Source organism: Streptomyces humi (genome assembly GCF_001005085.2).
Classification (GTDB): domain Bacteria; phylum Actinomycetota; class Actinomycetes; order Streptomycetales; family Streptomycetaceae; genus Streptomyces; species Streptomyces humi.
The window spans coordinates 1-13888 of sequence record NZ_LBMU02000062.1; the positions used below are offsets into that span (position 1 = coordinate 1).

A 13888-nucleotide genomic window follows, 5' to 3' on the forward strand; every position below is an offset into this window, starting at 1 on the left:
AAGCTGCGCGAGGCCGGCAGCGACCTGACCCTGCGCACCGCCCGCGGCATCGGCCCCCCCCCCCCCCCGCCGCCCCCGCCACTCCCGCCGCCCCTGACGCCCCGCACCGCCAACCGGCGTCCGACAGCTCGCGCCCCCAACCCACCCCTGGCACCCCGTACCTCCTACCGGCCTCCGACACCCCGCTCACTCACCTGCCTCCCGACGCCCCGCACCGCCTCGCCCTTCGCGTCCTGCGGGTGCTCGCGCCCCGCACCCTGCGGGGGCGGCTCTCGCTCGTGGCGCTCGCCAGCGCGGCGCTGCTGATCACCGTGCTGACCGCGGCGTTCACCACCGTGACGGACCGGCACCTGCAACACCAGGCGGACGACGAACTGCGCAACCGGGCGGACGCCGTCGCCACGACCGTCGACACCAGCGGACCCCGCGCCCGGGTCCTGGAGACCGTCAACGACCGCCTCCTCGACGCGAACGTGTGGATCTACACCGGGACCCGCCTGCTGGAGCGCCCCCCGTCGGCCGACGGCGCCCTGACCCGGGCCGCCGGCCGGCTCGCCGCACCCGGGCACGGCACCTGCACGACCACGGCGGCCGGCCGCCCGCACCCCGTACGCCTCTGCGCCCACGCCGTGACCGGGCGCCGCAGCTCCGCCACCGTCGTCACCGCCCTGGACCTCACGCCGTACCGCGACTCGGCGGACACCCTGCTGCTGGGGTCGCTGGTCCTGGACGCCGTGATGCTGGCCTGCACCTACGCGCTGACCAGACTGGCCGTCGGGCGGGCGCTGCGCCCGATGCGGATCATGACCGACCAGGCCACCGAGTGGAGCACGGTCGGCTCCGACGAACGCTTCGGCGCCGCCGGCCAGCCGGCCGAACTCGCACGTCTGGGAGCCTCGTTGGACGCGCTGCTGGACCGGATACGGACCGTGCTGCGGCACGAGCGGCAGCTGACCGGGGAGCTGTCGCACGAGCTGCGGACCCCGCTGACCCGGATCGTCGTCGAGCTCGACTGGTGGCGGGCCCGGCCGCGCTCCGCCGCCGAGACCGGCGCCACCCACGAGGTGATCACGGAGGCCGCCCGGTCCATGCGCGCCATCTGCGACACCCTGCTCGACGACGCCCGGCAGGACGCGCGCGGCACCGGCGCGGTCCCCGGGACCTGCCAGGTCGGCCCCGTGCTGCGCCGGCTGGTCGAGGGCCTCGGACCGCGGGACCGGGTGACGGCCGTCGTGGACGTCACCGACCCGGCGCTGACGGCCGGCGTCACGCCCGCGCTGCTGGAGCGCATCGCCGGCCCGCTGCTGGCCAACGCGCTCCGGTACGCCGGCTCCAGGGTGACCGTGTCCGCGCGGCGGCGGCCGGACGGCGTACGGATCGCCGTCACCGACGACGGTCCCGGCGTGCCGGAGGCGTTCGCCGCCGAGCTCTTCCGGCCCGGCCGCCGGGCCGACCCCGGCGACGGACACGACGGCGCCGGCCTCGGGCTGCCGCTGGCGCGACGGCTGGCCCGTGCCGCCGGTGGCGAGGTGACCCACGACCCTGCGCACACCACGGGGGCACGCTTCCTGGCGGACCTGCCCGCCGGGTGAGGGGCCGCGCTTTCCGGGGCCGTGCCCGAATTCAGGGTGACACCTTTCGTCCGCTGTTCCGTGCGCGCCTTTTCTGCACTCACGCGTTTCAAACATTCAATTGGGCCCGGCGCCGAGAAATGACTTCCACCGCTCCCGTGAACAGGTGACCAGGCAGGACATCCGACGGGCCCAGGGTTACGTGAACTCCCCCGGTAAAGTCAAGAGTTGACATGTCCCCAATGGGTGTCTCAGGATCACAACCACATCACGGGGCCTCCCGTGAAACTCCATACAACTGACGCACCGGTGCCCCCTGCCGCACCCTGCGCATTCCCCGGTCGATTTCCCCCACCCGCCGATCGACGATTCCCCTTCCTTTTCTCCTGACGGCCCCCTACGGCGCCGCGCGCGCCGTCGTCATTCGCCGTGCCCTGTTCCGACCCCGGTCCCGTCCCCGACAGGAAGGCCAGGCCTTGCCGGTGCAGAACACTCCCGACCCGACCCCCGCGGATCCGGCCCCCCGCGTCCGGCCGGCGTCCTTCGCCCAGCAGCGGCTGTGGTTCCTGGCCCAGTTGCCGGGCGGCAACACCGCCTACAACGAGACCCTCGCCTTCCGCCTCGACGGACCACTCGACCGCGCCGCCCTGACGGCCGCGCTCGACGCGCTGACCGACCGGCACGAGAGCCTGCGCACCAGGCTGGTGGCCGAGGCGGGCGGAGTGTGCCAGCACATCGACCCGCCGGGTTCCCGCCACCCGCTCGCCGTCGAGGACATCGGCACCCACGAGGACCCGGGATCCCGGGTGGCCGCCGCGCAACGGGAGGAGGCCGAGGGGGAGTTCGATCTGGCGGCCGGTCCCCTCTGGCGCGCCCGGCTGCTCGCCCTGGGCGGCGCTCACCACGTACTGCTGCTGACGTTCCATCACAGCATTTACGACGGTGCGTCGATGAACGTGATGATGCGCGAAGTCAGCGCACTCTACGAGGCGTTGACGGCCGGTGTGCCGGACGGGCTGCCGGAGCCCCGGCTCCAGTACGCGGACCACGCGGAGGCCCAGCGGGAGTCCGTGCTCGGCGGTGCTCTCGCGGCCCAGGAGGCCTACTGGCAGGACACGCTGGCCGGTGCGCCGCCCGTCCTCGAACTGCCGCTGCCGGGGCCGCGGCCGGCCGAGCAGGGGTACGACGGCGGACGCGTCGGGTTCGAGCTGGACGCGGACGTGACGGCCGCGCTGCGCGCCCTGGCCCGGGAGCACGGGGCGACCCTGTTCGTCGCCGTGCTGACGGGCTGGGCGATCCTGCTGTCCCGGCTCTCCGGGCAGCAGGACATCGTTGTCGGCAGTCCGGTCGCCGGCCGGCGCGGCCCGGGGGCCGCCGGGCTGATCGGTTTCCTCGTCAACTCGCTCCCGCTCCGGGTCGACCTGTCCGGTTCCCCGACGGCGGCGGAGGCGCTGGCCCGCACCCGGGCGATGGTCCGTGAGGCGCTGGCCCACCAGGACCTGCCGTTCGAGCGCATCGTCGAGGTGGTGAACCCGCCCCGCAGCGCCGCCCACACCCCGCTGTTCCAGACCATGCTGGCCTGGGTCCCGGACCGGCACGACCTGCTCAAGCTGCCCGGTGTGGAGGCCGCGCCGCTGCCGATCGCCCACGCGCCGGCCAAGTTCGACCTGGCCCTGTCGGCGACCGAGTCGAAGGGCCGGGTCACCGGACACCTCGACCACGCCACGGCGCTGGTGGACACCGCCACCGCCGCACGCTGGGCCGGGCACCTCCGGCACCTCCTCACCGACATGTCCCGGCACCCGCACCGCACCGTCGACACGCTCGAACTGATGGACCCGGGCGAGCGCCTGGCCCTGATCGGCGCGGGCGACGCCACACGGGCGCGGGACACGGGCGACGCCTCGCGGGCGCTGGACACGGGCGCCGCCTCGCGGGCGCTGGACACGGGCGCCGTCACACGGGCGCGGGACACGGGCGACGCCACACGGCCGCGGGACACGGACCGCGGTGGCCCCTCAGACGTGACGGCGGCCGCCCTGCGGACCGCCTCCGGTCTCACCGAGCTCTTCGAGGCCCGCGCCCGCGCGCACCCCACCGCGATCGCCGTCGCCGACCGCGACCACGAACTCGATCACGCGACCCTCGACCGGCGTGCCAACCGGCTCGCGCACGCCCTCGTCGCCCGTGCCGTCCGCCCGGGTGACGTGGTGGGACTGCACGCCCGCCGTACCTGTGACCTGGTCGTCGGCATCCTCGGCATCCTCAAGGCGGGTGCCGCCTACCTCCCGCTCGACCCGGGGCAGCCCGGGGAGCGGCTGGCCGCCATGGTCGAGGACGCCGCGTGCCCCGTGGTCCTGAGCGACCACACCGGCGCGGACCGGCCTGCGGACTGGCTCGGCCTCGCCGCCGTCGAGGCCGAGGGTGCGCGCGGGGACCGGCCGCCGGCCGGGATCACCCGCGGCCCGGACCAGCTGGCGTACGTGATCTTCACCTCCGGGTCCACCGGGCGGCCCAAGGGCGTCGCCGTCGAGCACCGCAGCGTCCTCAACCTCTTCACGGTCTGGCACGACCGTATGGGCACCGCGTCCGGTGAGGCGGGCTCGGCCTGGTCCAGCATCGGTTTCGACGCCTCGGTCCACGAACTGCTGCTGCCCCTCACCACCGGCGGTGTGCTGCACATCGTCCCCGAGGAGCTGCGCGGCGACCCGCAGGCGCTGTTCGAGTGGCTGCGCGAGCGGAGGATCGTCCAGGCGTTCCTGCCGCCCGCCTACGTCAAGTGGGTCGACGAGGACCCGGCGGCGCGCCTGCGTGGGCTGGCCCTGCGCAGGCTGCTGACCGGCGTCGAGTCGCTGACCGAGGCCGCGCTGCACCGTATGACCGAGCGACTGCCGGGCCTGCGGGTCTGCTTCGGCTACGGCCCGACCGAGGCGACCCTCTACAGCACCGCCCACTACGACCCCCGCCCGCTGGACCGGCCGTGCCCGATTGGCCGCCCGCTGCCCGGCACCCGCGCTTACGTCCTCGACGCCCGGATGCAGCCCGTCCCGCCCGGAGTCGTCGGGGAACTCCACCTCGGCGGGGCGGCCCTCGCCCGCGGCTACCTGGGCCGCCCCGACCTCACCGAGGAGCGGTTCCTGCCGGACCCGTTCGTGCCCGGTGCCCGTGTCTACCGCACCGGCGACCTCGCCCGCTGGGGCGACGACGGCCTGCTCCACTACGTCGGCCGCGCCGACGACCAGGTGAAGCTGCGCGGCTTCCGTATCGAACCCGGCGAGATAGAGGCGGCGTTGACCCGGCTGCCCGGGGTGCGTGAGGCAGTCGTCCTGGCCGACGACGACCAGGCGGGCCGGCCCCGGCTGGTGGCCGCCGTCGGCCGGGGCGGCGCCGCGCCCCGCACGAGCGCCGACTGGCGCACGGCGCTCGCCCGCGGCCTCCCGGACTACATGGTCCCCGCCGTCGTCCTCGACCTGGAGACCCTGCCACTCGGCCGGAACGGCAAACTCGACCGCGCCGCCCTGCTGCGCCTGGTCCACGAACAGACCGCCGGGCAGGTGAACACCGCCAGCCCGCGCGACCACGTCGAGCACGCCCTGTACCGCATCTGGCAGGGCATCCTGCTCCGCCCGGCGATCGGCGTCGGCGACAACTTCTTCGACCTCGGCGGCACCTCGCTGTCCGCCATCAAGATGGCCCACGAGGTCACCGAGGCCTTCGGGCGCCGGCTGCCGGTCGCCGAGGTCATGGTGCGGCCGACGATCGAGGCACTGGCAGCGCTGCTGCGCGCGGACAGCGAGGACGGCACCGACCGCGCCCCGGGCAGCCTCGTCGAGTTCCGCCGGGGCACCGGCCCCCGCGTCGTCTGCGTGCACCCGGCGGGCGGCACCGCCTTCTGCTACCTGCCCCTCGCCGCCCACCTCCCCGAGCGCACCGGCCTGTACGGCATCCAGTCCCCCGGTGTGAACCCGGGCGAGGAGGTGCTGCCCACCGTGGAAGCCATGGCCGAGACGTATCTGCGCCTCCTCGAACCGCTCGGCGACGGGCCGCTCGTGCTGACCGGTCTCTCCTACGGCGGACTCGTCGCCCACGAGATGGGACGCCTCCTCGGCCGCGCCGGACGCACCGACGTGAGCGTGGTCCTGCTCGACACCCAGGCGACCGACGACGCCGAGGCCCGCGCCGCGATCGCCGCCGTCGACGCGGACGAGTTCCGCGACAAACTCGTGAGGTTCAACGGGATGTACCCAGGGATCGAGGACGCCCAGGTGGACCGCTACTTCCGGCTCTACAACCACAACCGGCTCACCGCCCGCGACCATGTCCCGGCCGCCTCCCCGGCCCGGCTGGTCCTCGCCCAGGCCGTGCCGGACGGCACCGACACGCCCTTCCACGCCGAGGTCCGTGCCTTCTGGCGGCGGCGCGCGCGGGGCGGGTTCCGGGTCGAGACGATGGAGTGCGACCACTGGGAGATCCTGGAGGGCACCGAGACCGCCCGGGTCGCCGCCCTGCTTGGCGCCGAACTGGCCCACCACGAGGGCACGTTGGCGGACGCGGCGCGCTCCCGGGCGGTACCGGCGGGAGGCACGCGATGACCGACCGCGACACGGCCTCCGAGACCCGCGAGGCCTCCGAACTGGCCGCGGCCGTGCTCGACCAGGCCCGTCGTACGCCTTCCGCCGTGGCCGTCGAGGACGGCGGCCGGCTGCTCGACTACGCCGAACTCGACCTGCTCAGCGCCCGGGTGGCCGCGCGGCTGCGGGAACGGGGCGTCGGCGCCGGGCAGTCCGTCGCCGTCCGCCTGCCCCGGTCCTGGCAACTGGTCTGCGTCATGCTCGGCATCCGCCGCGCGGGAGCCACCGTCGTCCCCCTCGACCGGCTCAGCCCGCCCGACCGGCAGCGCCACATCCTCGACGACTCCGGCGCCGTCGCGGTCGTCCACGACGGTACGGCCGGGTACGCCGACGGGATCGACGTCGACCTGCTCCTCGGACCGGCCGGGGCGACCCCGCCGCCCGCGCCGAGCGACGGTGGGAAAACCGGCGGTGACACGACCGGCGGCGGCACGACCGGCGGTGGGACGACCGGTTTCCTCTTCTACACCTCCGGAAGCACCGGTCGCCCCAAGGGCGTCGAGGTCACCGACGCGGGCGTGCTGCGGCTGGCCCGGCCCGGCTGGCTGACCCCGGGTTCAGGTAGCCGCTTCGCCTGCCTGTCCAACCCGGCCTTCGACGCGCTCAGTTTCGAGGTCTGGGCCCCGCTGCTCACCGGCGGAGTCTGCGTCGTACTGGACGACTCCCAGGTGCACAGCCCGCACCGGTTCGCCGCCGTGCTGCGGGAACGCCGGGTCGACACCCTGTTCATCACGGTGGCGCTCTTCAACACGGTGGTGGACAGGGTCCCGGACTGCTTCGCCGGAACCGCGCGGGTCCTCGTCGGCGGCGAACGGCTCGACCCGCGCGCGATACGCACCTGGTACGAGGCCAACCCGGACTCCGGCACCGTCCTGCACAACGTGTACGGACCGACGGAGGCGACCACGTTCGCCCTGTGCCATCCGATCCCGCGGGACTTCGACGGCGACTCGGTCCCGATCGGCAGCGCGCTGCCGGGGACGGAAGTGCTGCTGCGCACCCCGGACGGGCGCCTCGCGGAGGACGGCGAGGTGGCGGAACTCCTGCTCGCCGGACCGGCCTTGGCACGCGGCTACCGCAACCTGCCCGAACTGACCGGGCGTTGTTTCGTCCGGCTGGACGACGAGGGCACGGAGAGCGGTGCCGGCGGTGAGAGCGGGGCCCCGCGCCGCTGGTACCGGACCGGTGACCTGGTCCGCCGGGACGCCGACGGGCGTGTGCACCACGTCGGGCGCGCCGACCGGCAGGTCAAGGTACGCGGGTTCCGCATCGAACCGGGCGAGGTGGAGCAGCGGATCCTGGCGCTGCCCGCCGTGCGCCACGCCCACGTCTGCACCCGGCGCGACGCGGCGGACCGCAACGAACTCCTCGCCTTCCTCGTCCTCGGCGACGACGGGCTCACCTTCGCCGACTACCAGCGTCACCTGACCGCCGCTCTGCCGGCGTACATGCGCCCCCACCACACCCACCTCGTCACGGAACTCCCGCTGACCGCCAACGGCAAGGTCGACCAGGCCGCGCTGCTGCGTGCCACGGAGCCGGATGGCCCGTGGCGCGGCGGGCGCGAGGACGCGGTGCCCGTCACCGACGAGCAGCGGCCGGTGCTGGAGCTCGCGGAGGAGATCCTCGGAGTAGGCGGCCTGCGGCCCGGCGACCGCTGGATCCCGAGCGGCGGGGACTCGCTGAAGGCGTTGCGGTTCCGCTTCGAGATCCTTGAGCGGTACGGCGTCGACCTCCCCCAGGACCTCGTGCTGCGGGCCGACCTCGCCGCTCTCGCGGACGCCGTCCGCACCGCTCCGGCCGACTGCCGTCCGCCCGTGCCGCCCGCCCCGCACGGCACGACCGCGCCGGCCACCAGCGAGCAGGAGCGGCTGTGGCTCCTGCACCGGCGCGATCCCGACGACCGCTCCTACGACGTGCCGCTCGCCTTCCGCGTCCAGGGCACCGTCGACCCGTCGGCGCTGCGCCGCGCACTGCGCTCGCTGGTGGAGCGGCACCCCGCCCTGCGCACCCGGCTGGTCCCCGCCCCGGACGGCCTGCTCCAGCGGACCGAGGCGCCGTACGATCCCTGGCAGCCGCTGGACTCGCGGGAAGGGGAGCCCTGGCAGGAGACCGCCGACCGCTTCTTCGCCCACCGCTTCGACCTCACCGCGCCCCGGATGCTGCGGGCCGCCTGGACGGAGCGGGCCGAGGGCGGACTGCTGCTGCTCCATCTGCACCACGTGGCCGTGGACGGCTGGTCCCTCAATCTCCTCTTCCGCGACCTCGGCGACGCCTACGCGGGTGACGGCGGTCGGTCAGGCCCGGGGGCCGGCCCGCTCGATCTCGGCCGCTGGCAGCGCGACTGGCGCGCGACGCCCGCCTACGAAGACCGCCGCGCCCGGCTGCGCGACCACTACGCCGACGCGGTGGAGCCGTCGCCGCCCGCCCTGTCCGAGTCCGCCTCCTCGGGCGGCTCGCGGGCGCGGCTGCTGCGCACCTCCCTCGACCTGGTCCGCCGTACCGCGCTGGACCGGCGCGCCGCGGAACTCGGTCTGACCCGCTTCCAGTTACTGGTGTCGGCGTTCGGTGTCTGCCTCTACGGGGTGACCGGGCAGGCCCGGCCCCTGGTCGCCGCGCCGGTGGCGAACCGGCCGCGCCCCGAGTTCGCCGAGAGCGTCGGCATGTTCGCGAACACCGTGCTCCTCGACCTCGCTCTGCGGCCCGACGACTCCCTGCGCACCCATCTGACAGCGCACGCAGACACCGTGCGCCGGGTGCTGGAAGGGCAGGAGGTGCTGCTCGCGGACGTCCTCGCCGAGCCGGCGTTCCGCGCCCGTACCCCCCTCTTCGACTACCTGTTCGTCCTGGAGAACACGGAGTTCGCGGCACTGCGTCTGGCGGACTGCGCGATCGAGCCCCTGTGGCCGGAGCCCATCGGCGCCAAGTGCGCGCTGACGCTGTCGGTGGTGGAGCACGAGTCCGGGTTCGACTGCCTCTGGGAGTACCGCGACGACTTCGGCGCCGAACGCGTCGAGGCCGCGGCCCGGTTGTTCCGGCGCGCCCTGGACCACCTGACCGGTGACGGCGGCCGGGACCTCTCCCTGCGCGAACTCGTCGCCGGACACCGCGAGTCGGCGACCGTCTACGGCACCGACCTGGATCCGGACTTCAGCACGGTCGCCGAGGGCTTCGCCCGCCAGGTGGCCCGCACTCCGGACGCGCCCGCCGTCACCCTCGGCGGTACCACCCTCACCTACGCCGAACTCGACGCCCAGGCGAACGAGTTGGCGTCCCTCCTGACACCGCCCGAGGACCCCGCCGCCCCGGCGTCGGTGGCCCTGTACCTCCAGCCGTCCGTCGAGCACGTCGTGGCGCTGCTCGCGGCGGCCCGGCTCAACCTGACCGTCGTCCCCCTCGACCCCGCCTATCCGCCGGTCCTGCTGCGCCATGTGCTGGAGCACGCGGACCCGCTGTGCGTGCTGACCGGCGCCCACGGCCTGGACGCCCTGACCGCGATCGCGCCGCCGTCCCTGCCCCGGCACGTCGTCACCCTCGCCGACGCCCCCACCGCCCGGCCGGTGCCGTACCGACACCGCGGACTCCGGCCGCTGTACACCTTGTTCACGTCCGGCTCCACCGGCACCCCCAAAGGTGTCCAGGTCCCGGACCGGACCCTGTGCTCCCTGCTCACCTGGCAGCGGGCCGAAGGCGGCCTGGAACGACCCGCCGTCACCCAGCAGTTCGCGATGCTCTCCTTCGACGTCTCGTTCCAGGAGATCCTCACCACCCTGTGCTCCGGCGGTGAACTGCGGCTGGTGAGACCTGCCTGGCGGCAGGACATGCCCACGCTGCTCCGGCAGTTGGATACGGGGGGTGCGGAACGGATCTTCCTGCCGTACGTGGCACTGCAACTCCTCGCCGAACACGGCGTGCGCACCGGGGTGTTCCCGTCCCGGCTGCGGGAGGTCGTCACGGCGGGCGAGCAGCTGGTGTGCACGGACGCGATCCGGCGCTGGTTCGCGGGGCTGCCCGGCGGCGCCCGGCTGTTCAACCACTACGGGCCGACCGAGACCCATGTGGTCAGCGGCCTGTGCCTCGAAGGCGACCCGGCCGACTGGCCGGCACGCCCGGCGATCGGGCGCCCGGTGGCGGGCGCCGTCCTGCGGGTGGTGGACGAGGCCGGCCTGCCCGTCCCGCCGGGGGTGACCGGCGACCTGCTCATCGGCGGCCGGATGGCGGGGCGTTGCTACCTGGGCGATCCCGCCGCGCACCAGGACCGGTTCGTGGACGATCCCGGACTGGGGGTCCTGTACCGCACCGGGGACCGTGCCCGCTTCGACGGGCGGGGGCTGCTGCACTACGCGGGGCGCGACGACGGGCAGGTCAAACTCGGCGGCCACCGGCTGGAGCTGGGGCAGGTCGAGGTCGCGCTGCTCGGGTGCCCGGGGGTGGTCAACGCGGTCGCGGGGGTGCTGGACGGGCGGCTGGTCGCCGTACTCCAGTGCCGGGGAGAGGACCCCGATCCGGCGGACCTGACCCGGCACCTGGCCGGGCTGCTGCCGGCCTATGTCCGGGTGACCCGCTTCCGTCTCGTGCCCGACCTGCCACGGACGCCCAGTGGCAAGCTGGACCGCCGGGCGGCGCTCACCGCGCCGGGGCGCGAACTGCCGACCGGGCACGAACCGCGACCGGGGCGCGAACCGGGACCGGGCGGCCGGGGGGAGACCGGGCTGTCGCCGCTCGAACGGCGGCTCACCGAGCTGTTCCGGGCGGCGACCGGGCGGAGCGTCGCCGTGGACGACCGGTTCTTCGACGCCGGGGCCACCAGCCTGGACCTGATGCGCTTCCAGCTCAGGTGCGCGGGTGAGGGCGATCTCCCCTTCTCCGTACCGGATCTGTTCGAGCACGTCACGCTGCGCGCGCTGGCCCGGCTGGTGGCCGAGGACGGCGGCCCCCGCGCCACACCGGCCGACACACCGGCCGACACACCGGCCGACACACAGACCGACACGCAGACCGACACACCGACCGGCGCACCGACCGACACACCGGTGCGGCCGGCGGCGCGGCGGGCCGACGAACCCGTGGCCGTCGTCGGCATGGCGGTACGGCTGCCGGGAGCACCGGACCTGGCGGCCTTCTGGGAACTGGTGGTCTCCGGGCGGCGCGGCATCGAGCACTTCGCCGCGGCCGACGGCCGGGTCGGCGCCCGCAGCCAGCTGGCGGGTCCGCTCGCCTTCGACCCGGGCCGGTTCACGATCAGCCCGCACGAGGCCCGGCTGATGGACCCCCAGCAGCGCCACCTGCTGATGAACTGCGCCGAGGCCCTGGCCCACGCCGGGATCGGCGACCCGGGGCGGCAGCGGGTCGGTCTGGTCGCCTCGTGCGGCGAGAACACCTACTTCCAGCGCATGCTCCGGAACGGGGACCCGGCCGAGCTGCCCGACTCCTTCCGGCTCGCCCTGCACCACGAGAAGGACTTCCTCGCCACCAAGGCCGCCTACCACCTCGGGCTCACCGGGCCGGCGTTCACCCTCCAGTCAGCCTGCTCCAGCTCACTCGCCGGGGTGCACGTCGCCGCCGGGATGCTGCGGCAGGGCGACGCCGACGTGATGCTCGTCGGCGGGGTCCTCGTCGACACCGAGCTGACCGACGGCTACACCTACCGGCCGCAGCACATCTTCTCGCCCGACGGCCACTGCCGGCCCTTCAGCGCGGACGCCGAGGGCACCGTGGGGGCGAGCGGGACCGGTGTGGTCGTACTCAAGCCGCTGGCCGCGGCCCGCCGGGACGGCGACACCGTGTACGCGGTCGTCACCGGCTCGGGACTCAACAACGACGGGGCCGGCAAGCTCGGTTACAGCGCCCCGTCGCTGCCCGGGCAGCGGGCCGCGATCCGGGCCGCCCTGGACCGGAGCGGTCGTGACGGCGCGGACGTCGGGTACGTCGAGGCGCACGGCACCGGCACCCGGCTGGGCGACCCGGTCGAGGCCGCCGCGCTGCGGCAGGCGTACGGGGCCACCGCGGACGCGCGGGTCGCGCTGTCCTCCGTGAAGAGCCAGATCGGGCATCTGGGCGCGGCGGCGGGCGTCGTCGGGCTGGTGCGGGCGGTACTCGCCGTGCATCACGGGGTGATTCCGCCGACGGCCGACTTCGACCGGCTCAACCCGGAGATCGACGACGGCGCGTTCCGGGTCCCGGTGACCGCCGAGCCCTGGCCGCCCGGCCCGGCCAGGGTGGCCGGGGTCAGCAGTTTCGGCATCGGCGGCACCAACGCGCACGTGGTGCTGGAGCAACCGGAGGCGGCGCCGGCGCCGCCTCCGGACCCGGCGGAACCGCTGCCGTGCCTGGTGCTGTCCGGGGCGTCCGAGGCCGCGGTCCGCGCGGACGCGCACCGTATCGCCGACTACCTGGCGGCCCGGCCCGAGACCTACCCCCAGGTGCTGCGGCACCTCCAGTCCGGCCGCCCCGCCCTCACACACCGCGCGGCGACGGTCTGCCCGGACGCCGCGTCCGCCGTCACCTGGCTACGAGCCCTGCGGACCGTCACGGGAACGGCGGCACGGAGAGAGCAAACGGCACAGGCGGCGGAGACCGCCGAGGTCGCGGCGCGAGCGGAGCAAGGGGCGCGAGGGGCGCGAGGGGCGCGAGGGGCAGCGGAGATGCCAGGGACAGGGACAGCGGAGGCGCAGGGGATGCAGGAGGTGCCGGCGGCACAGCCGGCGCCGGCGCCGGCGGCCCGAGTGACTCAAGCGGCCGGGACAGCGCAGGAGGACGCGGCTGTGTCGGCGGCGCGGGCGGCGCGCGGCGAGGTGCGAGTGGCGGGCGGGGGAGCTGATCCGCGGGGACTCGTCGAGGCATGGGTGGCCGGGCAGACCGTCGTGTGGCCGGCAGGTCCGGTGTCCATGCCCGCCGTTCCCGGGGCCGGCTCCGGGTCGGCGCCCGCGCCCTGGGACTTTCCGCCGCCCGCCTTCGACACGGCCGAGTACGACTTCCCCGTCGCCCGCGAGGAGCGGCCCGGTGTCTCCCGGCTGCCCGCCGCGCAGTGGCTGCACCAGCCCCTGTGGACGCGGTCGCGCCGCGCCCGCACCGGCACTCCGGTCTCCCGCCGTACCGCCGTGGTCGTCACCGGTCCCGGGCAGGACGGCGAGAGCTGGCGGTTCCTGGAACGCCACTACGCCCGGGTGGTGACCGTCCGCGCCGGCCAGGGCCTGACCAGGCTCGGCGACGACCGTTACGAGGCCGATGTCGCCGATCCCGGGCGGCTCACCGCCCTGCTCGACCGGCTGGCCCGCGCCGGTGAACCGCCCGTCGACTGGCTGCACGCGCTGCCGCTCGCGCTCGACGGCAGCCCCACGGTGTCCGCGCTGGAGCGGGCGGAGTGGGCCTGCCTCGACACGGTCGCCGCGCTCGCCCTGGCCCTCGCCGACCGGCCGGAGCCGCGACGCCCCCGTGCCTGGCTGCTGTCCCAGCGGGCGCAGCCGGTCACCGGGGCCGTCCACACCCCCGAGGCCGGTCTGCTCGCCGGTGCCCTCGAAGTACCCCGGCAGGAACTGGGCGTCACGCTGCGCTGGGCCGACCTGCCCGGCCCGCACCCCGCCACCTGGGCCGCCCACCTGCCCGACCTGCTCCTCACCGACGATGCCGACCCACCCAACGCCGACCCGACCGACCCCACCAACACCCACCCCACCGACCCCACCA

General features: G+C 75.0%; 3 protein-coding genes. All 3 read left to right on the forward strand.

Going from position 1 to position 13888, the window contains the following annotated elements:
• Positions 1-239 precede the first annotated feature (239 nt).
• Positions 240-1592: a sensor histidine kinase gene (locus AAW13_RS26475; protein WP_420855495.1), complete on the forward strand. Its 1353-nt coding sequence runs from the start codon at positions 240-242 to the stop codon at positions 1590-1592.
• Between the two features lie 461 nt (positions 1593-2053).
• The gene (locus AAW13_RS26480) at positions 2054-6163 is read left to right on the forward strand and encodes a non-ribosomal peptide synthetase (RefSeq protein ID WP_071659694.1); all 4110 of its coding nucleotides are present in this window, start codon (positions 2054-2056) and stop codon (positions 6161-6163) included.
• Positions 6160-13888, forward strand: a 7729-nt coding sequence (locus tag AAW13_RS26485; protein WP_079178982.1) for a non-ribosomal peptide synthetase, incomplete at its 3' end; no start/stop codon positions are given. The genes AAW13_RS26480 and AAW13_RS26485, both read left to right, overlap by 4 nt.